We start from the raw sequence: 21,999 nt of genomic DNA on the forward strand, positions 1-21,999 counted from the left end.
CGCTCAAGCCGCCTGCGAATAAAAATCCAGAACACTCACCCCCGTCAGCAAATCCGTTTCCGGCAAATCCGCATGTTGATGCCCACCCAGCGCGCAATACACCAGCCAATGCCGGTCCTGTACGTTGAAGGCGAGGCTGCCGACTAAGGTTTGTTGTTCGTCGCTTTGGGCAATGAGGTAGAGGCGGTCCTGGTTTTCGGCGTGGAGCATGACGGAGTCCGTGTCGGTTTCGAGGGGCGACAGACTGGCGGATTCAAATGACGGTGCCATGACACAGGACAGCAATCGGCTAAATGGTTTCGTTATTTGTCGGAAAGCCGGGGCAGGTTGGGGCAGTTTCGGTAGAATCCGCGCCGTGGTCGTCGGTCCGGCGTCTGCTACACCGGTTTGCCTGAGGTTTGTGATGTCGCTGCAATTGATTTCGCTTCTTACTGCTCATCCCGCCAAATTGATCAATTTGCTGGCCTTGCTGTTCGCCTTCCCGGGCAGTTGGTTGCTGCACGCCACCCGTCGTCGCGAGCAGCGCGCCATGGCCAGTATCGAGGCGCAGCGCCAAAGTCGTCCCAGCGAAGAGCCAACACTGGATTGGGCGACCCTGCGCATGAACCGGTTTTTCTACCGCTTCGGTTTCGCCTGCCTCGGGATGGCGTTGCTGGTGTCGTGGATCAGTACTCGCGTCTGAAGTTCTGACACAAGACCCTGTGGCGAGGGAGCTTGCTCCCGCTGGGCTGCGAAGCGGCCCCAAACCAGTCACCCTGGTAGTGTCAGATGCACCGCGAGCGCTGACTTTACGACTGCTGCGCAGCCGGGCGGGAGCAAGCTCCCTCGCCACAAGTACAGTGCCTGACTGTCCTGTCGCATCAAGACAAACAAAAACGGCGCCCGAAGGCGCCGTTGTCGTATCCAGCCATTGCCTTACAGCGGCAACCCGGCCTTGACCCGATACTGATTGCGCACCGGTGTCGCATATTGCAACACCAGAAACGGACGATGCTCCTCAGGGCAAGCCTCCAGCCGGCGCTGCCATTCTTCCTGAGCCTTGGCCAGTTCGTCTGCCGCAAACACCTCGGCCGCTTTCGGCACCTGTAGTTGCGGGTCGGCGTCTTTCCACTGCGCATACGCCAGGTAATGCACCGGGAACAACCGATAACCGCTGAGGATTTGCTTGTCCATTTCGATCGCCAATTGCTTGGTATCTTCGAACAATTCGGTGATCGGCGCGGCGAAGTTCACGTGAACCCGGCCTTTGTAACCGGTGATACCTTTGGCGATGCTCACGTCATCCTCGCCCGGCACCTTGGTGTAGCTGCCGGTGGTGGCGCGGATGTACAGCTCGCGCGCCTTGGCCTGGTCGCACGGGTCGTATTCGTAGCTGATCGACACCGGGGTGAGGTTCAGCGAGCGGATGACTTCGCCGAACGGCTCGTCCTTGCGGCTCATGTGGAACATCTTGAGGATCGCCGACTCGGTACGGTCGTCGCCGTCCTTGGCCCGGCCTTCAGCCTGGGCGATCCAGATCGAGGCGCAGTCGTTACGGATTGAGTGGTTGATGTACGCCGACAACAGCTGATACGCCGCCATTTTTTCCCGGCGACCGGTGATCGAACGGTGCACGATGAAGCTCTTGTTCAGGCGCATCAAATCGCTGACAAAAGGCTTTTGCAGCAGGTTGTCGCCAATGGCAATGCGTGGGGTCGGCAGGCCGGCGTGGTACACGGCGTAGTTGACGAAGGCCGGGTCCATCACGATGTCGCGATGGTTGGCGATGAACAGGTAAGCGCTGCCGGATTTGAATTGCTCCACGCCGGTGTAGGTCACCCCGTCCGTGGCGCGCTCGATGGTGTGGTCGACGTAAAACTCGACTTTGTCCTGCAAAGTGGCCACCGACGTAACGCCGGCGAACTCACGGCGCAGCCGATGCGCTATAAGAGGTTTGAGCATCCAGCCGAAGGCACCGGCATAGCGCGGGAAGCGGAAGTGGATGAGGATATCTAGAAACGCCTTGTCGCCGAGCAGCCGGTTCAGCACTGCCGGGACTTCGCTGTCGTCGTAAGGTCGGATGGCATCGAATTCGCCCATCATGCTCTCTTGTTAGAAACGGCTAGGGTAAGTAAAGGTTTTGATCGAAAACCAACGGGGCACGGTCTGAAAAGTTAGCCAGACGAAAATAGCCCTGCAAATAGACCGGCGATTATACGCACAAGTCACTTGGGAGACCGCGATGCTGGAAACCGAGCGCTATGAATGCCCGTATTGCGGTGAAGAGGTCGAGGCTGTTCTGGACTTGTCCGGCGGCGATCAGACCTATATCGAAGATTGTCCTGTGTGTTGCCGTCCCATTACTTTTGTCTTGCAGACTGACGGTCATGAATGGTTGCTCGAAGTTCACAGCGAAAACGAGTGAGGGTCTATGCAGCGTATCTACGAACCGGAAAACCTGATGGAAGGCGAACTGCTTCAAAGCATGCTTGCCAGCGAGGGTGTCGAGGCGCATCTGGTGGGCCGGGATTTGATCGGCGGCACCGGGGAATTGCCGATATTCGGCCTGCTGGGCTTATCGGTCGATAACGATCAGGCCGAATACGCCCGGGAGCTGATCACCGCGTACAATGCCGCGCTGCCGCTGTCCGGCGATGAACCGGAGAGTTTTCCCGGCACGCTGGTCTGTTAGGCTGACGTTCGTTTGATCAAGAGTCGTATTGCCCCATGTGTGGACGTTATGCCCTGTTTCGCTGGAACCCCGCCTTCGCGGCCCTGCCCGGATTCCCCACCGATCAGCAGGCCCAGTGGAATATCTCCCCCAACGATTCGGTGTTGATGCTGCGTGCCGGCGCAGACGGGCAACGTGAGTTGGCCCGCGCTCGCTGGGGCCTGACGCCGCCGTGGCTGACCGACCTGTCCCGCACCCCGGCCCATGCCCGCGCCGAAACCGTTGCCGAACAGCCGATGTTTCGCGAAGCGTTGCGCTTGCGTCGTTGCCTGCTACCGGCCAATGGTTTCTATGAATGGCGCGGCACCACCCGCAAACGTCCGTACTGGCTGACCCCGGGGGAAGGTTCGGCGCTGTTCTTTGCGGCAATCTGGGAGGCGTATCCGGTGCAGGAGCAGGTTTGGTTGAGTACGGCGGTGATCACCCAGCCGGCTTCGAGCCAGCGTCGACCGTTGATTCTCGATGCGGCGGGGCAGCAAGCCTGGCTCGACCCCGAAACGCCGTTGCATGCCTTGCAGGCCTTGCTGGCCAGTGAGCCCGCGGCGTTGCGCGAGCGGGTGCTGGCGAATCTGGTGAATGATCCGAAGCTTAATGGGCCGGAGTGTTTGACTCCGGGTTGATGAGTTGTCTGTGCTGACGCCTTCGCGGGCAAGCCTCGCTCCTACGGGTAGGTGATTCCCTGTAGGAGCGAGGCTTGCCCGCGAATAGGCCCTTTGATCAAACCTTGAACTGATTGATCAACCGCCGCTGCTGCTCCGCCAACTTGGTCAAATCCGCACTGGCCGCGCTCGATTCATCCGCTCCGCCGGCCACTTCATTGGCCACTTGCCCGATGTTGATCACGTTACGGTTGATATCGTCCGCCACCGCGCTCTGTTCCTCGGCGGCGCTGGCGATCTGGGTGTTCATATCGTTGATCACCGACACCGCCTGGGTAATGGTTTCCAGCGCCTCGGCCGCTTTCACCGCGTGCTGCACACTTTCGTCGGTGCGGTTCTGGCTGTCTTCCATGACCCGCACCACATCCCGGGTGCCTTGTTGCAGGTGCTGGATCATGGTCTGGATTTCTTCAGTGGCCTTTTGGGTTTTCTGCGCCAGGTTGCGCACTTCATCGGCCACCACTGCAAAACCTCGGCCCTGCTCACCGGCACGGGCGGCTTCGATGGCCGCGTTCAAGGCCAACAGGTTGGTCTGCTCGGCAATGCCGCGAATGGCCGTCAGGATCGCGTTGATGTTTTCGCTGTCCTTGGCCAGGGTCTGCACCACGCCGACAGCCTTGCCGATTTCCACCGCCAAAACGCCAATTGAATTCGACGTATCCCGGACGATTTGCATGCCTTGCGCCGCTGCCTGATCCGCATGGCTGGCGGCTTGCGCGGCCTGGGTCGCATTGCGTGCGACATCCTGGGCGGTGGCAGTCATTTCATGCACGGCGGTCGCGACCTGATCGATCTCGGCCATTTGTTTATGCACGCCGATGTTGGTGCGAATGGCGATGTCGGCGGTGTGTTCCGAGGAATCACTGACGCTCTGCACCGACGTCACCACTTGCGTGATCATCGCCTGCAACTTGGCGAGGAAGGTGTTGAAGCCTTTGGCGATCGAGCCCAATTCGTCGGCGCGGTCACTGGTCAGGCGACGGGTCAGGTCGCCTTCACCCTGGGCAATGTCGTCGAGCATCGCCACCATTTGCTTGAGCGGGCGAGCAATGCCATGGCCCACCAGCCAGATCACCAGCAAACCGATACTCGCGATCAACAGGCCGACCATGGCCATGCCAAAGGTGTCGGATTTGCGCTGTGCGTCCAGATCACCCTGAAGCTTTTGCAGGTCCGCCATCACCGCGTTCAGTGGCAGCTGCAGCATCAAGGTCCAGCGGGCGTCGGTCTGACCGATGCCGAAGGGCAGGTACAACTCGATCCGGCCCTGGGCCTTGTCGACGGTGTAAGTGACTTCGCCGCGCTTGAGATTGGCCATGTTGGCAATCTGCTTGCTGTCGAGGATGTCGCTGACCTTTTCACCGAATTTGCTCGGGTCTTTGGTGTAGGCGACGATCCGGCCGTTACCGCCGATCAGGGCCATTTCCCCGGCGCCGCTGTACAGTTTCTGATTCGCCCCCAGGAGCATTTCCTGGATGAAGTTCACCGACAGGTCGGCGCCGACGATGCCCTGGAACGCGCCATTGAGCATGATCGGTTCAATGAAGGAGGCGAGCATGACGATCTTGTCGCCGACCTTGTAGGGCGCCGGATCGATCACGCAAGATTTTTTGGTTTCCTTGGAGCACAGGTAGTACTCGCTGGCGCGCACGCCGGTGGACAGGGTTTTCTGGTCGTCGACGTCCACCAGTTTGTCCAGGCCCAGGCTGCCGTCTTCGTTGCGGAACCACCACGGCAGGAAGCGCCCGTTGCTGGCGTCGATGCCGACCACTGGGGTGTCGACGTAGGCCGCATCATTGTGGTCGAGTGCGTTTTTTTCCCAACCGATGTAGGTGCCGAGAATTTTCGGGTTGCGGGCGACGTTTTCCTTGATCAGGCTGATCAGTTGCTCACGGCTCAGGCTCAACTGTGGCTGGCCATCGGCACCCGGGGTACCGATCAACGCGTTGACGCGAACCAGCCCGCCGGCAATCAGCAGCGGTGCTTCGAGTTCGCGCTGGATCTGGCTGACCTGGGTTTGCGCCAGCGAGGTCAGGCGTTGTTCGATGACTTGTTCGAACTGCGCCTGAGTCCGTTGCTGGACCATGTCTTGGGTCCGGGCGCCGGAAAACAACGCATACAGCACCAGGGCTGCAACGACGCTGAGCACAATGGCGCCGGCCAGGGCGGCAACGGAAAACTGGATCGACTTGAATTTCATGGGTGCTCCGCACGCAAGAGGACGTCTGCGGTGCTGTATCGGCAGGAAGCTGGAAGGTCATGAACGACGCATGACGAATTGGCTGTTTTGGAGTGCTGGATGTCGTAAATGAATCACTGCTGGCCGTGAGCGGCCGTGGCGGGCACTGTTATGTGAAATTTTTCCTACGGTGATAAGGGCTTTGTCTGAAATGTACGTGCTACACGTCCGTTGTATCTGGCGCCGATACAAATCCCCACCTAGGATACGCGGCATGTTTCCAGGGAGCTTCTTGATGAATAAGACATTGGTTTTGTGTGCACTGAGCGCAGGTCTGCTGCTCGCCGGTTGTCAGTCGGTCAACACCACTAGCGGTGGGGCCGTGGGCGTTGAGCGCAAGCAATACATGTTCAGCATGTTATCGACCTCTGAGGTCAACCAGATGTACGCCCAGTCTTATCAAAAGACCGTCGGGGAGGCGAACAGCAAGGGCGTGCTGGACAAAACCAGTAACAATGCCAAGCGCGTTCAGGCGATCTCCAATCGCCTGATTGCCCAGGCGCCGGTGTTCCGTCCGGATTCGGCCCAGTGGCAATGGGAAGTGAACCTGATCAAGAGCGACGAGCTGAATGCCTCTTGCGGGCCTGGCGGCAAGATTATTTTCTACTCCGGGCTGATCGACACCCTGCAACTCACCGACGACGAAATCGCCGCCATCATCGGCCATGAAATCGCTCACGCCTTGCGCGAGCACGGTCGTGAAGCGATGTCCAAGGCTTACGGTATCGAAATGGCCAAGCAGGGTGCTGGTGCGTTGTTCGGCCTGGGCGAGGGCGGCCTGGCTCTGGCGGACACCGTGGCGAAATATGGCATGACCTTGCCCAACAGTCGCGGCAATGAAAACGAGGCAGACTTGATCGGCCTCGAATTGGCCGCTCGCGCGGGGTACAACCCGAACGCGGCGATTACCCTGTGGAACAAAATGAGCAAAGCCTCGAATGGCGCGCCGCCAGAGTTCTTGAGCACTCACCCGGCGTCGGCCAGTCGGATTGCTGCCTTGCAGGCGGCGATTCCGAAGGTGATGCCGTTGTATGAGAAAGCATCGAAATCCTGATAGTCATTGGGTGAAGCTGCTGACGCCTTCGCGAGCAAGCCCGCTCCCACATTGGAATGCGATCAACTGTGGGAGCGGGCTTGCTCGCGAAGAACGATAACGCGGTCTAACGACCTACCGCGTCAAACCCACCCACTGCTCTGCATCGCCTTGTACACCGCAACAATTGCCAGGATCAGGAATGCCGACGCCGCCAGGCGACGGATCAGGGTCAAAGGCAGTTTGTCTGCCGCAAAGTTACCTGCCAGTACCACCGGCACGTTAGCAATCAACATCCCGGCGGTTGTGCCGATGATCACCAGCCACAGGTCCGGGTATTGCGCCGCGAGCATCACGGTTGCGACTTGGGTCTTGTCGCCCATTTCCGCGAGGAAGAACGCAATCAGCGTGGTCAGGAACGGCCCGAATTTGCGGGCGGTGCTGGCTTCGTCTTCGTCCATCTTGTCCGGCACCAGCGTCCACAGGGCCGTGGCGGTAAAGCTCGCGGCGAGGATCCAGTGCAACGTCGCATTCGAGAAGAAACTGCCGAACCAGGCGCCTACCGCACCGGCTGCCGCATGGTTGGCCAGGGTCGCGGCGACGATGCCGGCGATGATCGGCCAGGGTTTGCGAAAGCGGGCAGCGAGAATGAGCGCGAGCAGTTGCGTCTTGTCGCCGATTTCGGCCAAGGCAACGATTGCGGTGGGAACGAGTAGAGAGTCCAGCATCATCAGGGTTTTCCTAAGGGGCGGGTCGACACGGCTATGACACGTACAGCCTTCCCGCCCCGGGTAAGGTGTTCGTGTCATAGGTCTTGTCAAACCCTGCGATCCGTCTGATGCGGACGCTTGGGTCGCATACGCCATGGTCTTTTGACCAAGTATGTTGACGTATGCCGGACGAGCATGGCGCTCGTGGGAGACTACTCCCCTAGGACGGAGCGGATTCTGCCTAGGCAAATCCGATTGGGCAAGCCCCAAATGGCGCTTTTCGTAGGAGCCAGGCTTGCCGGCGAAGGCTCTCTTGAGGACGCCTTCGCCGGCAAGTCGGATCGCCGCACCGCTGGCTCCTACATGTCAAATTTGCTCTTCAGCCGCGCTTGGCCCGGTAGATTCGGAAACCTTGTCCTTCAGCCTTGATTGCACACACGCCCAAATGTTCTTCGATCAGTGGTTGATACTTCAGGAAGCTGTTCGCTACCAGTCGAAGTTCGCCGCCGTTTTTCAGATGTTTAGCCGCTTTTCGCAGCAAGTTCTCGGTGGCGAAGTAATCGGTGTGTACGCCGACATGGAACGGTGGGTTGCTCAGAATCGCGCTCAAACCCATGGGGGCAGCATCGATGCCGTCACCGGTCAGCACCTCCGCGTCCAGGCCGTTGGCGGCCAGGGTCAGGCGACTGCTGGCGGCAGCAAACGCATCCACATCGAGCAGGGTGACCTGGTTGTGCGGATAACGCCGCTTGACCGCCGCCCCCAACACACCCGCGCCGCAACCGAAGTCCAGCAAGTGGCCGCTGGGCAGTTTGTCCAGATGTTCCAGCAACAGGGCGCTGCCGCGATCCAGTCGACCATGGCTGAACACGCCCGGCAGGCTGATGACTTTCAATGGGCCTTCGGCCAGTGGCAGTTCATATTCCTGGGCCAGGCTTTCCAGTGACTTGGCTTCTGGTGCATTGGCCACGGTGACTTGCCAGAGCTGGCAATGCCGTGCGCTGTCGAGCTTGCGGGGTTTGCCGAAGGGGTTCAACTGCTTGGCCGCGCCTTCGATACCACTGCGTTTTTCGCCCACCAGGTACAACTCACGGCCAGCCAAACGAGAGGCGAGGGCGTTGAGGATGTAATCGGTCAGGTCTTTGGACTTGGGCAGAAACACCACAGCGCTGTCGAACTCGCGCTCCGGCGCATTCACACCAAAATGGCTGCGCTCGGCGAAACGGGCGTCCAGCGCTGCTTGATCGCCGGCGTGCCAGCACCAACCATGGGCATCGGGCAAGCGGCCCAGCAAATCATCGGCGGGTAAACCGGCCAGCAGCACCGAACCCTGGAATAACTCGGTCTGACGAAGCAGTACTTCACTGCGCGGATCCATACTCTGCTCCTGGAAAAAAAGTGCCGCAGTTTATCAACTGACGACCCGCAGCGCTTGACCGCTGAAGTAGCCTTGGGCGTTTTCGGTCAACTGGCCAACGATTCTTTGCCGCGCCTCGCGACTGCCCCAGGCGTTGTGCGGGGTGACGATCAGCCGTGGAATATCCTGGGCCAGCAGCGGATTGCCCGCAGTGGGTGGTTCGACGCTCAACACGTCGGTGGCCGCGCCGCCCAGATGACCGTTGCGCAGGGCATCGGCCAATGCTTGCTCGTCAATCAAACCACCGCGCGCGGTGTTGACCACGAAGGCCCCGGGTTTCATCGAGGCCAGTTCACGGGCGCCGATAAAGTGGCGAGTGTGTTCGTTGAGTGGGCAGTGCAGGGTCAGGGCGTCGATTTGCGGCAGTAGTTCGTTCAGCGGCAAACGATCCGGCCGGGCAGGGCGCCCCGGAATCTGCCCCAGCAACACGCGCATGCCGAACGCCTCGGCCAACCGCGCCACGGCACTGCCCAGTTCGCCATGGCCAAGCAGGCCGAGGGTTTTGCCTTCGAGTTCGACGATCGGGTAATCCAGCAGACAGAACTGTTTCGCCTGTTGCCAGCGACCTTCGGCGACCGCCTTTTGATAGTCGGCCAGGCGCGTCGCCAGATTCAGCAACAACATGATCGTGTGCTGAGCCACAGACGGCGTGCCGTAACCCTGGCAGTTGCAAACAGTGATTCCGTGGGCGCGGGCGGCGGCGAGGTCGACGTTGTTGGTGCCGGTGGCGGTGATCAGGATCAGCTTCAATTCCGGGCTGGCCACCATGGCCGCCGCATCGATCAGGATTTTGTTGCTGATGGCGACAGTGGCGCCCTTGAGGCGTTCGACCACCTGATCAGGCGTGGTTTGCGCGAACAGCTGCAATTCGCTGAAGCAATCACGCAACGGACTGAGATCGAGATCGCCGAGGTCCAGGGACGGATGGTCGAGGAAAACGGCGCGGCGAGAGATCGTCATCAACTGTACCTTTTGTGCATTGAACTGAAGGCGTAATCTGCCGAGCCTACCAGATGAAACAATGGGTCATGCTGCCGAAGGCTGCGTTCGCTGTAGGAGCGAGGCTTGCCCGCGAAGCAAGCACCGCGGTGTATCTGATGCACCACGTTTTCGTTCTTCGCGGGCAAGCCTCGCTCCTACAGATTGCATTACGGTTGGCGGTGGCCACAGGTTTCACAGATGCCATAGGGTGTGACGTCCACCCAGGAAATTTCAATTGATCAGCCTGCCCAAAGGGAGTCCTCATGTACTGGACAGAGTTCTTGACCGTTGCCCTGATTCACCTGCTGGCCGTTGCCAGCCCCGGCCCGGACTTCGCCGTGGTGGTGCGTGAGAGCGTGACCCACGGGCGCCGTGCCGGAACCTGGACGGCGCTGGGCGTCGGCTCGGCGATTTTCCTGCACGTTGGTTATTCGCTGTTGGGTATCGGGCTGATCGTGTCTCAGTCGATCGTGCTGTTCAACGCCTTGAAATGGGCCGCCGCCGCGTATCTGCTGTACATCGGCTTCAAGGCCTTGCGCGCGCAACCGGCCAAACGGGTGGTTGATGATCTGCATCAGGAGGCTGGCGAACGCACCGCGCGGGGCGCTTTCACCTCGGGCTTCGTGACCAATGGCTTGAACCCGAAAGCCACGCTGTTTTTCCTGTCGCTGTTCACCGTGGTGATCAACCCGCACACACCATTGGCGGTACAGGCCGGTTACGGGATTTATCTGGCAGCGGCGACGGCAGTCTGGTTCTGCCTGGTGGCGATGCTGTTCAGCCAGCAACGCGTGCGCGCCGGTTTCGCCCGCATGGGCCACTGGTTCGACCGGACCATGGGCGCGGTGCTGATTGCCATCGGCGTGAAACTCGCCTTCACCGAGATGCATTGATCAAACACTACTCTGCCGAACTGCGCGGTCCCTTGTAGGAGCTGCCGAAGGCTGCGATCTTTTGATCTTCAGCGATATCGAAATCGCTCAGGGCCAAAAGATCGCAGCCTTCGGCAGCTCCTACGCCTGATTCAGCTGCGCATCAGATATACAAACGAATCCCTGCAAATGCTGGCGTAAAGCTAGCATTTATACGGCTGTGCAAATCATCCCTTTGGCTGATTTGGCTGGCGTTCAAGGGCTCTAGAGTGCTTAGCTTTAGAAACCAAGACCGTGCAGTCAGAAAAGGGACTCTTATGTTGCAGACTCGCGTTATCCCCCCAGCCGAGGGCGCTTACCAGTATCCGCTGTTGATTAAACGGCTGCTGATGTCCGGTGCCCGTTACGAAAAAACCCGCGAGATCATCTACCGCGATCAATTGCGCTACAGCTATCCGACCCTCATCGAGCGGGTCGCGCGGCTGGCCAATGTGCTGACGGCCGCTGGCGTGAAGGCCGGGGATACCGTGGCAGTGATGGACTGGGACAGCCATCGCTATCTGGAATGCATGTTTGCCATCCCGATGATCGGTGCGGTGATCCATACCATCAACGTACGCCTGTCGCCGGAACAGATTCTCTACACCATGAACCACGCCGAGGACCGCTTCGTGCTGGTCAACAGCGAGTTCGTCGGGTTGTACAAGGCGATTGCCGGGCACCTGACCACCGTGGAGAAAACCCTGCTGCTGACCGACCTGCCGGAAAAAACCGCCGACCTGCCGAACCTGATTGGCGAATACGAGCAATTGCTGGCTGCCGCCAGCACGCAATACGACTTTGAAGACTTCGACGAAAACTCGGTTGCCACCACGTTCTACACCACCGGCACCACGGGTAACCCCAAAGGTGTGTATTTCACCCACCGGCAACTGGTGCTGCACACCATGGGGGTGTCGACCATCATGGGTTCCATCGACAGCGTGCGCCTGCTGGGCACCAACGATGTGTACATGCCGATCACCCCGATGTTCCATGTGCACGCTTGGGGCTTGCCGTATGTAGCGACCATGCTCGGGCTCAAGCAGGTCTACCCCGGCCGTTACGATCCCGAGTATCTGGTGGAGTTGTGGCGCAAGGAGAAGGTGACCTTTTCCCACTGCGTGCCGACCATCCTGCAAATGCTCCTCAATGCCAAAGCGGCGCAGAACACCGATTTCGGCGGCTGGAAAATCGTCATCGGCGGCAGTGCGCTCAACCGTGCGCTGTATGAAGCGGCCAAAGCCAAAGGCATTCAGTTGACCGCCGCTTACGGCATGTCGGAAACCGGGCCATTGGTATCGTGCGCGCACCTCAACGATGAGCTGATGGCCGGCACCGAAGACGAACGCACTACCTACCGGATCAAGGCCGGTGTGCCGGGCCCATTGGTCGAGGCGGCGATCGTCGACACCGACGGCAACTTCCTGCCTGCCGATGGCGAGACCCAGGGCGAACTGGTGCTGCGAGCACCGTGGCTCACCGAGGGCTATTTCAACGAGCCGCAGAAAGGCGCAGAGCTCTGGGCCGGAGGCTGGTTGCACACCGGCGACGTGGCGACCCTGGACAGCATGGGTGTGATCGACATTCGCGACCGGATCAAGGACGTGATCAAGACCGGCGGCGAGTGGATCTCCTCCCTGGACCTGGAAGACCTGATCAGCCGCCACCCTGCGGTACGCGAAGTAGCAGTGGTGGGCATCGCCGATCCGCAGTGGGGCGAGCGGCCGTTTGCGCTGTTGGTTGTCAGGGAAGGGCATGAGATCGGGGCCAAGGAACTCAAGGAACACCTCAAGCCGTTCGTTGAGCAGGGGCACTTGAGCAAGTGGGCCATCCCGAGCCAGATCGCCATTGTTACTGAAATTCCCAAGACCAGTGTCGGCAAACTCGACAAGAAGCGCATCCGCGTCGACATCACCGAATGGCAGGCTAACAACAGTACCTTCCTCTCGACGCTTTAAGCGTCATCTGGCGCGCCGAAAACGGCGCGCCAGACCCACCAAGCAAGCGCTTGGCTTGTGAAATCCGAATTTTCAGCCATCCTTGCCGTGCCGACAGGTGTCGGACTGGCGAAAGGACTGTTCCAGAGTGGCCGGCAGCTGCAAATCACACTTTAGAGGGATCAAGCACTACTACCTGCTGGCTATAGTCCGCTCAAGGAATTTTTAAGAACGGAGCGCGCACAAAACGGGGCGATGCAACTTTGGCGTGACGTCGGAACCACTTGGCTTGCGGTCACCCACAACGTTTTTAAAAGTACTCAGCCATAACAATAATGCACATGGAGTAGCGTCGATGACATCAGTAAACCAGTTCTGGCGCCGGGCGAAACTGCCCCTGGCGGTCAGTCTTGCCTCTTCGCTCGCCGGGCCTGCATTCGGCGTCAGTTTCAACGTCGGTGAGATCGAGGGTCAATTCGACTCATCCCTGTCGATCGGAGCCAGTTGGTCTACTCAGAGCCCCAACAAAAACCTCATCGGCGTCAATAACGGGGGCCACGGCCTGTCCCAGACCTCTGATGACGGTCACAACAACTTCAAGAGCGGCGAAACCTTCTCGAAGATCTTCAAGGGCATCCATGACCTTGAATTGAAATACGGCGACACCGGCGTCTTCGTCCGGGGCAAATACTGGTACGACTTCGAACTCAAGGATGAAAGCCGCGAGTTCAAAGACATCAGCGACAGCAATCGCAAGGAGGGTGCCAAGTCCTCCGGCGGCCAGATCCTCGACGCCTTCGTCTACCACAATTACGCCATCGCCGATCAGCCGGGTTCCGTGCGTCTGGGCAAGCAGGTCGTGAGCTGGGGGGAAAGTACTTTCATCGGCGGCGGCATCAACTCGATCAACCCGATCGATGTGTCCGCGTTCCGTCGTCCCGGTGCCGAGGTCAAGGAAGGCCTGATCCCGGTCAACATGTTCTACGTGTCCCAGAGCCTGACCGACAATCTGTCGGCCGAAGCCTTCTATCAGCTGGAATGGGACCAGACAGTTGTCGATAACTGCGGCACCTTTTTCTCCCAGCCGGACATCATTGCCGACGGTTGCGACAATAACCTGCGCGTGCTGAACAAGCGCTCGACCATTCCGGCCATCGCATTGGGCCCATTGGCCAACGCGGGCGTCGACGTCAACGAAGAAGGTGTACTGGTGCGTCGTGGTCCTGACCGCGATGCGCGGGACAGCGGCCAGTGGGGCGCGTCCTTGAAGTACATGTTCGATCCGCTCGACACCGAGTTCGGCGCGTACTTCATGAACTACCACAGCCGGGCGCCGATCTTCAGCGCCACAGGTGCTCCGCAATCGATCTACAACGGCGTGGCAGCTTTACCGGCGGCGTTCCGTGCGCTGGGGCCGCTGGTGGTCGCCGGTAATTCCGAGTACTTCGTCGAGTACCCGGAAGACATCCGTCTCTACGGCTTGAGCTTCTCCACCACGCTGCCTACCGGTACGGCGTGGAGCGGTGAGATCAGCTACCGTCCGAACGCGCCAGTGCAGCTCAACTCCACCGACATCCTGTTTGCCGGCGTACGCCCATTGGGCGGTGCCTTGGCCAACGCTTCGCTGCTCCCCGGTGTACCGGGTCAGGATCTGCACGGCTATCGCCGCAAGGAAATCACCCAGTTCCAGACCACTCTGACGCACTTCTTCGATCAGGTCATGGGCGCCAGCCGTCTGACCCTGGTGGGCGAAGTGGGCGTGACCCATGTTGGCGGCCTGGAAAGCAGCTCCGAAATCCGTTACGGCCGTGACCCGGTCTACGGTCCTGGTGAACTGCCGGCTACCGGCGGCCTCAACACCTGTTCGGCGATCCTCAACACCAGCACCATCAATGGTGCCGGCGCAGGTACTGCAACCAACAACCGCAGCCGTAATTGCGAAGACGAGGGCTTCACCACGGCGATGTCGTGGGGTTATCGCGGTCGCGCCATCTGGGAATACAACGACGTATTCGCCGGTGTGAACCTCAAGCCGAACGTGGCCTGGTCCCACGACGTGAGCGGTTACTCGCCTGGCCCTGGCGGCAACTTCGAGGAAGGTCGTAAAGCGGTGAGCCTGGGTGTCGATGCCGAATACCAGAACACCTACACCGCGAGCCTGGCCTACACCAACTTCTTCGACGGCAAGTACACCACCGTGGATGATCGCGACTTCGTTGCGCTCAGCTTCGGCGTGAACTTCTAAGCACTGTATTTTCAGGACGAACACATTTATGAAAATAACAAAGAGTCTGTTCCACGTTGGTGTTCTGGGGCTGTCGCTGCTGGCAACCGGCGTCATGGCGGCGGTCCCGGCAGCCGAAGCGGACAAGCTGGGCAAGAGCCTGACCCCGATGGGCGCCGAGATGGCGGGTAACGCCGACGGTTCGATCCCGGCCTGGAAACCCATGCCGAAAAACGCCGGTGCCGTGGACAGCAAGGGTTTCCTGGCTGATCCGTTCGCGAGTGAAAAACCGCAGTTCACCATCACCGCGCAAAACGTTGACCAGTACAAGGACAAGCTCGCGCCGGGCCAGTACGCGATGTTCAAGCGCTACCCGGAAACCTTCAAGATGCCGGTCTACCCGTCCCATCGCGGTGCCACCGTGCCGGATGAGGTGTTGGCCTCGATCAAGAAGAACGCCACCAACACTAACCTGGTGTCCGGTGGCAACGGTCTGGAAAACTTCGAAACCGCGATCCCGTTCCCGATTCCGAAAAGTGGCGTTGAAGTCATCTGGAACCACATCACCCGTTATCGCGGCGGCAGTGTGACCCGTCTGATCACCCAGGCCACGCCGCAGCCGAATGGCTCGTTCAGCCTGGTGTACTTCGAGGACCAGTTCGTGTTCCGCGACAAGATGAAGGATTACGACCCGAAAAATCCGGGCAACATCCTGTTCTACTTCAAGCAGAAAGTGACCGCGCCGGCGCGTCTGGCCGGTGGTGTGCTGCTGGTACACGAAACCCTCGACCAGGTTAAAGAACCGCGTTCGGCGTGGGTCTACAACGCCGGGCAACGCCGTGTGCGTCGTGCGCCGCAAGTGTCCTATGACGGGCCCGGTACCGCTGCCGATGGCCTGCGTACCTCCGACAACCTGGACATGTACAACGGTGCGCCGGATCGCTATGACTGGAAGCTCGAAGGCAAGAAAGAGATGTACGTCGCCTCCAACAGCTACAAGCTCGACTCGCCGCAATTGAAGTACGCCGACATCATCAAGGCCGGCCATATCAACCAGGACCTGACTCGCTATGAGCTGCGCAGGGTCTGGCATGTGGTTGCGACCCTGAAGGAAGGTCAGCGTCACATCTACGCCAAACGTGACTTCTACATCGACGAAGACACCTGGCAGGCGGCGGTGGTCGACCACTACGACGGTCGCGGGCAACTGTGGCGTGTCGCCGAGGCTCATTCCGAGAACTACTACGACAAGCAAGTGCCGTGGTACGCCCTCGAAACCCTGTACGACCTGCAATCGGGCCGCTACCTGGCCCTGGGCATGAAGAACGAAGAGAAGTCGGCATATAACTTTGGCTTCACTGCCAGCACCGCAGACTTCACGCCGGCAGCATTGCGTCAGGAAGGCGTTCGCTAATACGGTGTAACCCGAGGCCGCATCCTCGTAAAAACGCCCCGACTGGTTCGGGGCGTTTTTTTATCGGAATTTTGTATCAGGGCGCACTTGTTAACGCGGGGGGCTCGCGGAACAGTCGGTGACTGTGATGGCCCTTTCGCGAGCAAGCCCGCTCCCACATTGGATCTTCGGTGGACAGACAATCTGTGAGCAATGGAGATCCAGTGTGGGAGCGGGCTTGCTCGCGAAGGGAGCGACATGGTCTGTCGGAAAAACTGCACCTCAGGCTTGGCAACTTTTGTTCGTAGTCTTTTTGTAGCCATTTGTAGCAATAACCTTCAATAGCTCTTCGTTTACCGCTAGGCTGCGGACATCTGTAACGCCGCCATCAGCCTTTCAAACAAGAGCCGGCCATGACTGATCTGTCTCCATTTCCGGGCCCTGCAAGCGTAGCCGTCGCCACATTGGACGGGCGCTTTTTCCGGCCTCCGCTGCCCGACGGCCATGTGCTGCGGCCGCGTTTGTGCGAGCGTCTGAGCGCCGGCCTCGGTGGCAGGCTATTGCTGGTCAGCGCGCCAGCGGGGTTTGGCAAGAGTTCATTAGCGGTGGAGTTTTGCCAAGGGTTGCCGGGTCACTGGCAAAGCCTGTGGCTGGGGTTGAGTCCTCGGGACAGCGATCCCGGTCGTTTTCTTGAGCGCCTGCTCGAAGGTCTTCAGGAATATTTTCCGCAACTGGGCCGCCAGGCGCTGGGGCTGCTGAAAATGCGCCAACGTCATCAGCCGTTCGCCTTCGAAGAATGGCTGGACGGTTTGCTCGATGAACTGGCCGTGCACCTTTCACCCACTACGCCGCTGTTACTGGTACTCGATGACTATCATCTGGCCCAGGGCCCGGTGCTTGATCGTTGCCTGCAATTTTTTCTCAATCATTTACCCGATGGTCTGCTGGTCATGGTCACCAGTCGGCAACGTCCCGACTGGCATCTGGCACGCCTGCGACTGTCTAGGCAACTGCTCGAGTTACATGAACAGGATCTTCGACTCACCCACGATGAAACCCTGAGCCTGCTTGATCGGCACAGCATTTCATTACGTGGCGAGGCGCTGGAGAGTTTGATCCAGCGCAGCGAAGGCTGGGTGGCCGGGCTGCGTTTCTGGTTACTGGCGGCCTCCGAGGCGGGCAGCGAGGGAGCATTGCCCCAATCGCTGTACGGTGGGGAAGGGCTGATTCGCGATTACCTGCTCGAAGAAGTCATCGATTGCCTGCCCGCCGAGGTGCAGTCATTTCTGTACGAGACCGCGCCTCAAGAGCGCTTTTGCAGCGAGTTGTGCGACGCCGTGCGCGAAGCCCATGACAGTGCCGAGATCCTGCGTTTCCTGCTGGCGCATCAGGTGTTTCTGGTGCCGCTGGACGAACACGGTCACTGGTATCGCTATCACCACCTGTTTTCCGACCTGCTGCGCAGCCGGCCCACCGCCCAGGCGATGGTGCCGACGGCCAGCCTGCATCTGCGTGCCTGCCGCTGGTTCAACTCTCAAGGGTTACTCGATGAGGCGGTGGAGCAGGCGTTGCGTGCCGGGCATCTGGATGTTGCGGCGAATCTGGTGCAAAACCTCTCCGAAGAACAGCTGCTGGCCGAGCAGAACGTCGGCATGCTGTTGCGCTGGAAAATGGACCTGCCCGACAGCCTGCTGATCAGCACACCACGGCTCATCGTGCTCTACAGCTGGGCGTTGGGGCTGGCCTGCCAGCTGGACGCCGCCGAGGAGCTGGCCAGCCATTTGAGCCGCTTCTTGCCGGCGCCGTCGGCTACTGCGCAAAAATCCATGCTGGCGCAATGGCTGGCCCTGAGCGGCATCATCGCCCGGGGCCGAGGCAATCGCGAGCTGACGTTGCGCTATTGCACCGAAGCGCTGGAGAGCCTGCCGGCCAAACGCTATGGGCAACGCCTGATGTGCCTCTCTACATTGTCGAACCTGGCCATTGCCGACAGCGACCTCTGGCGTGCCCGGGGGTTGAATCGTGAGTCCCTTGAACTGGCACAACGAGTCGGTAATCCATTGTTCGAGGCGCTGGCCCATTACGACCGCGCCCGTGTGCTGCAGGCGCGTGGGGAGATTCTTCGCTCACTGGATGAAGTCCGCCAGGGGCTGCAACGCCTGCAAGGCTTATCCCCGCAACGGCTGTACGCAGTGCGCGCGCGGCTGATTTTATACGAGGGATTTTTGCTGGCTCTGCGCTTGCAACCCCAGGCTGCGCGGGCACGTTTGCAAGCAGGGTTGGGCGAAGCCCGGGCCTGTCGCGACATCAGCGTGCTGATCGGCCATTGCGTGATCGCACGGCTGGATGGCCACAACGGCCAATTCGCAAAAGCCTTCGCCGAACTCGCCGAGGCCGAGCGCCTGATGCACATCTGGGACGTCCCGCCGATTTACTACCTGGCGATGATCACTCTGGTCAAATGCGAACTCTGGCTGGCCCAGGGCCGCACCGACCTCGCCGAAGCCTGGCTCACGCGATTGGGTCAGACCTACAACGGCGAGCACCCGGCGGCCCCTCCGGAATTTCATCCGCAACTGCCGTTGCACATTGAACTGCAACAGGCGGTGCTGGACATGATGAAGGGCCAGCCCATGCTCGCCGAAGGGCGATTGAATGCGTTGCATGAACACGGTCAGCACAGCGGCCGGCAGATGCTCAGCGTGATGGCGCTCAGTCAGAAAATCATGCTGTTGCTGGCGGGCGGGCGCGAATCCGAGGCGCGCAAGGCGCTGGCCCAGGCTTTGGAAGCGGCCGCCGGAGGCGTCCTGCAACCGTTTGATCCATTGCTGGCCGAGCACTCGGACTGGCTGCGCGGGCAACTTCAACTCTGTGCACCGACGGCCGTTTCGCAAAGTCTCTCGGAAAAACTTCCAGCCATGGCCTCTCGGCCGGTGGTGGAATCATCGCCAGCTGCCGAACAGCTCAGTACGCGTGAACTGGCCGTTCTGCGACTGATCGCCCAAGGGTGTTCGAACCAGGAAATCAGCGATCAGTTGTTTATTTCGCTGCACACGGTGAAAACCCATGCCAGTCATATCAACAGTAAGTTGGGGGTTGAGCGGCGCACGCAGGCGGTGGCGCGGGCGAAGGAGTTGGGTGTTCTGACGTAGTCTTCCCGGCCAAGTTCTGCCTGTACAACAAAAACGCCCCGAACCAGTCGGGGCGTTTTTGTTGTACAGGCCGATTGTTGCGTGAGCGTCTAAGTGTCAGACCACCAACTCGTTGGCGCTGAAGCTGTTCACACCGACCAGTTGGATTTCGAAGTCCGCATCGGTGTTGCCGCTAACGTTGCCCGACAGCACATGGTCGACGAAGCGAAGTTGGCCGGCTCCGGTGAAGTCATTGGCACCGATGAAGGTGAAGCCGTTGACGCCAGCACTGAGCAGGTTGGCATCAAACTGCGTCAGATCGACCTTGTCGCCCTGTGGACTGCTGAAGTCAGTGATGACATCACGCCGGTTGCCAATTCCCGTTTCGTTCCAGGCATTGAACACAAATGTGTCTGCACCATCGCCACCGGTCAGTGTGTCCGTGCCCAGGCCACCGATCAGGGTGTCGCCCCCCAGACCACCGTCGAGGATGTTGTCACCGGTGTTGCCGGTCATGCGGTTGGCCACATCGTTGCCGGTGCCGATGAGGTTGTCGGTGCCAAGTAATTGCAGGTCCTCGATATTGGTATTGATGTTGTAGTCGATGGACGAGAGCACCCGGTCGTGCTCGGTCAGCGAGGATCCCATGTCGAAGACAAAGTCGAAGACGTCGTCGACGTAGTAGGTGTCTGCGCCGTTGCCCCCCATCATGAAGTCTTGGCCCTCGCCACCGTCGAGGATGTCGTCACCGGCGCCGCCGTCGAGCCTGTCGTTGCCGGTACCGCCGACCAGCACATTGTTCAAGTCGTTGCCGGTGCCGCGCAGGTTTGCGCTGCCGATGAGGAACAGGTTTTCCAGCTTGTCGCCCAAGGTCCAGTTCACCGACGAACGCACGGTGTCGGTCTCGTTGGCCAGGGTGCTGGTTTCGGTAATGGTGTCGCCAAGGTTGTCGACGATGTAGGTGTCGTTGCCCAGACCGCCGATCAGGGTGTCGGTCCCGAGGCCACCGTCGAGGATGTTCGCGCCATCGTTACCGGTCATGCGGTTGTTGACCGTGCTGCCGGTGCCGTTGAGGTTGGCATTGCCGATGAGGATCAGATTCTCGACGTTGGCGCCAAGGGTGTAGTCGATGGCCGAGAACACCCGGTCGAGCGCGGTCAACGAAGCATCGGTCTCGATCACCACATCGCCGACGTTGTCGACGTAGTAAGTGTCGACGCCGTCGCCACCGATCAGGGTGTCGGCGCCGGCACCGCCATCCAGGGTGTCAGCACCCCCACCGCCAATCAGCAGGTTAATGCCATTGTTGCCGTTCAATACGTTGCTCAGGCTATTGCCAGTGCCATTCAAATCGGCGCTGCCGGTGAGAATGAGATTCTCCAGGTTGTCGCCGAGGGTCCAGTCCATTGAGGCACGCACGGTGTCGATTTCACCGACCAGCGTACTGGTTTCGGTGATGGTGTCGCCGAGGTTGTCGACGATGTAGGTGTCGTTGCCCAGACCGCCGATCAGGGTATCGGAACCGAGGCCGCCGTCGAGGATGTTGGCGCCATTGTTACCGGTCATGCGGTTGTTGACCGCGCTGCCGGTGCCGTTGAGGTTGGCATTGCCGATGAGGATCAGATTCTCGACGTTGGCGCCAAGGGTGTAGTCGATGGACGAGAACACCCGGTCGAGCGCGGTCAGCGAGCCATCGGTCTCGATCACCGCATCGCCGACGTTGTCGACGTAATAAGTGTCGACGCCATCGCCACCGATCAGGGTGTCGGCGCCGAGGCCGCCGTCCAGGGTGTTGGCTTCGGCGTTGCCGGTCAGGCTGTTGTTCAGCGCGTTGCCGGAGCCGTTGATCGCGTTGCCGACCAACACCAGGTTTTCCAGGTTGGCACCCAATGTCCAGTCCAGCGAGGAGCGCACGGTGTCGGTCTCGTTGGCTAGGGTGCTGGTTTCGGTAATGGTGTCGCCAAGGTTGTCGACGATGTAGGTGTCGTTGCCCAGACCGCCGATCAGGGTGTCGGTCCCGAGGCCACCGTCGAGGATGTTGGCGCCATCGTTACCGGTCATGCGGTTGTTGACCGCGCTGCCGGTGCCGTTGAGGTTGGCATTGCCGATGAGGATCAGATTCTCGACGTTGGCGCCAAGGGTGTAGTCGATGGCCGAGAACACCCGGTCGAGCGCGGTCAACGAGGCATCGGTCTCGATCACCGTATCGCCGAGGTTGTCGACGTAGTAAGTGTCGACGCCATCGCCACCGATCATGGTGTCGGCGCCGAGACCGCCATCGAGGGTGTTGGCCCCGGTGTTACCGGTCATGCGGTTGTTGACCGCGCTGCCGGTGCCGTTGAGGTTGGCATTGCCGGTGAGGATCAGGTTCTCGATGTTGCCGCCGAGGGTGTAGTCGATGGACGAGAACACCCGGTCGAGCGCGGTCAGCGAAGCATCGGTTTCGATCAGCGCATCGCCGACGTTGTCGACGTAATAAGTGTCGACGCCATCGCCACCGATCAGGGTGTCGGCGCCGAGGCCGCCGTCCAGGGTGTTGGCTTCGGCGTTGCCGGTCAGGCTGTTGTTCAGCGCGTTGCCGGAGCCGTTGATCGCGTTGCCGGTCAACACCAGGTTTTCCAGGTTGGCGCCCAGTGTCCAGTCCACCGAGG

General features: G+C 60.0%; 17 protein-coding genes, 1 pseudogene and 1 riboswitch. Of the genes and pseudogenes, 10 read left to right on the plus strand and 8 right to left on the minus strand.

Translation table 11 applies throughout. The features are described 5' to 3' along the window. Nucleotides 1-3: 3 nt before the first annotated feature. Nucleotides 4-210, minus strand: coding sequence for a hypothetical protein (locus tag KW837_RS28435; RefSeq protein ID WP_018929592.1), 207 nt, complete (start codon nt 208-210; stop codon nt 4-6). 193 nt (nt 211-403) lie between these two features. On the opposite strand from KW837_RS28435, the gene KW837_RS28440 reads away from it, so the two are divergent. Then, nucleotides 404-682, plus strand: coding sequence for a hypothetical protein (locus tag KW837_RS28440; protein WP_218399359.1), 279 nt, complete (start codon nt 404-406; stop codon nt 680-682). Between the two features lie 233 nt (nt 683-915). On the opposite strand, the gene KW837_RS28445 is transcribed toward KW837_RS28440, so the two are convergent. Beyond that, nucleotides 916-2,079 carry a 1-acyl-sn-glycerol-3-phosphate acyltransferase gene (locus KW837_RS28445; RefSeq protein ID WP_192345483.1) on the minus strand — a complete coding sequence of 388 codons (1,164 nt, stop codon included), beginning with the start codon at nt 2,077-2,079 and terminating at the stop codon, nt 916-918. A 142-nt stretch (nt 2,080-2,221) separates the two neighbouring features. On the opposite strand from KW837_RS28445, the gene KW837_RS28450 reads away from it, so the two are divergent. Genes KW837_RS28450 through KW837_RS28460 form a run of 3 tightly spaced genes read left to right on the plus strand, consistent with a single transcriptional unit; the run spans nt 2,222 to nt 3,330 of the window. After that, nucleotides 2,222-2,404, plus strand: a complete 183-nt coding sequence (locus tag KW837_RS28450) for a CPXCG motif-containing cysteine-rich protein (protein ID WP_052967976.1) — start codon at nt 2,222-2,224, stop codon at nt 2,402-2,404. Between the two features lie 6 nt (nt 2,405-2,410). Then, the gene (locus KW837_RS28455; protein ID WP_218399360.1) at nt 2,411-2,671 is read left to right on the plus strand and encodes a putative signal transducing protein; all 261 of its coding nucleotides are present in this window, start codon (nt 2,411-2,413) and stop codon (nt 2,669-2,671) included. Between the two features lie 35 nt (nt 2,672-2,706). After that, nucleotides 2,707-3,330, plus strand: a complete 624-nt coding sequence (locus KW837_RS28460) for an SOS response-associated peptidase (RefSeq protein ID WP_218399361.1) — start codon at nt 2,707-2,709, stop codon at nt 3,328-3,330. A gap of 97 nt (nt 3,331-3,427) precedes the next feature. On the opposite strand, the gene KW837_RS29215 is transcribed toward KW837_RS28460, so the two are convergent. Continuing rightward, nucleotides 3,428-4,270 (minus strand): methyl-accepting chemotaxis protein, encoded by an 843-nt coding sequence (locus KW837_RS29215; RefSeq protein ID WP_371317181.1) that lies wholly within the window; start codon nt 4,268-4,270, stop codon nt 3,428-3,430. A gap of 12 nt (nt 4,271-4,282) precedes the next feature. Then, nucleotides 4,283-5,569, minus strand: a pseudogene (locus tag KW837_RS29220) (HAMP domain-containing protein); the annotation flags it as partial. A 274-nt stretch (nt 5,570-5,843) separates the two neighbouring features. Between KW837_RS29220 and KW837_RS28470 the strand changes: the two are divergent. Continuing rightward, nucleotides 5,844-6,662 carry a M48 family metallopeptidase gene (locus tag KW837_RS28470; RefSeq protein ID WP_218399363.1) on the plus strand — a complete coding sequence of 273 codons (819 nt, stop codon included), beginning with the start codon at nt 5,844-5,846 and terminating at the stop codon, nt 6,660-6,662. 122 nt (nt 6,663-6,784) lie between these two features. On the opposite strand, the gene KW837_RS28475 is transcribed toward KW837_RS28470, so the two are convergent. The 3 genes from KW837_RS28475 to KW837_RS28485 form a co-directional block, all read right to left on the minus strand. Then, nucleotides 6,785-7,369 (minus strand): TMEM165/GDT1 family protein, encoded by a 585-nt coding sequence (locus tag KW837_RS28475; protein WP_032830419.1) that lies wholly within the window; start codon nt 7,367-7,369, stop codon nt 6,785-6,787. Nucleotides 7,370-7,461: 92 nt separating this feature from the next. Then, nucleotides 7,462-7,584, minus strand: a riboswitch (yybP-ykoY riboswitch). Between the two features lie 146 nt (nt 7,585-7,730). Beyond that, a complete protein-coding gene (locus tag KW837_RS28480; RefSeq protein ID WP_218399364.1) occupies nt 7,731-8,729 on the minus strand; it encodes a class I SAM-dependent methyltransferase in 999 nt (332 codons plus the stop codon). A gap of 33 nt (nt 8,730-8,762) precedes the next feature. Then, complete coding sequence (locus KW837_RS28485; protein ID WP_218399365.1) at nt 8,763-9,728, minus strand: 2-hydroxyacid dehydrogenase; 966 nt, start codon at nt 9,726-9,728, stop codon at nt 8,763-8,765. A 284-nt stretch (nt 9,729-10,012) separates the two neighbouring features. Between KW837_RS28485 and KW837_RS28490 the strand changes: the two genes are divergently transcribed. The 5 genes from KW837_RS28490 to KW837_RS28510 all read left to right on the plus strand — a co-directional run bounded on the left by KW837_RS28490 (nt 10,013) and on the right by KW837_RS28510 (nt 19,369). Further along, nucleotides 10,013-10,642: a LysE family translocator gene (locus tag KW837_RS28490; RefSeq protein ID WP_218399366.1), complete on the plus strand. Its 630-nt coding sequence runs from the start codon at nt 10,013-10,015 to the stop codon at nt 10,640-10,642. A gap of 296 nt (nt 10,643-10,938) precedes the next feature. Further along, nucleotides 10,939-12,621 carry a fatty acid--CoA ligase gene (locus KW837_RS28495; RefSeq protein ID WP_218399367.1) on the plus strand — a complete coding sequence of 561 codons (1,683 nt, stop codon included), beginning with the start codon at nt 10,939-10,941 and terminating at the stop codon, nt 12,619-12,621. A 334-nt stretch (nt 12,622-12,955) separates the two neighbouring features. Further along, entirely contained in the window at nt 12,956-14,845 is a 1,890-nt protein-coding gene (locus KW837_RS28500) for a DUF1302 domain-containing protein (protein ID WP_008072128.1), read from the plus strand. 28 nt (nt 14,846-14,873) lie between these two features. Further along, complete coding sequence (locus tag KW837_RS28505) at nt 14,874-16,238, plus strand: DUF1329 domain-containing protein (protein WP_218399368.1); 1,365 nt, start codon at nt 14,874-14,876, stop codon at nt 16,236-16,238. 392 nt (nt 16,239-16,630) lie between these two features. Then, nucleotides 16,631-19,369 (plus strand): LuxR C-terminal-related transcriptional regulator, encoded by a 2,739-nt coding sequence (locus tag KW837_RS28510; protein ID WP_218399369.1) that lies wholly within the window; start codon nt 16,631-16,633, stop codon nt 19,367-19,369. A gap of 96 nt (nt 19,370-19,465) precedes the next feature. Here the strand turns inward: KW837_RS28510 and KW837_RS28515 are convergent. Beyond that, the coding region (locus tag KW837_RS28515) for a calcium-binding protein (protein ID WP_218399370.1) at nt 19,466-21,999 on the minus strand (2,534 nt) is incomplete at its 5' end.

This window comes from Pseudomonas sp. PDM24 (assembly GCF_019218905.1).
Taxonomy (GTDB): Bacteria; Pseudomonadota; Gammaproteobacteria; order Pseudomonadales; family Pseudomonadaceae; genus Aquipseudomonas.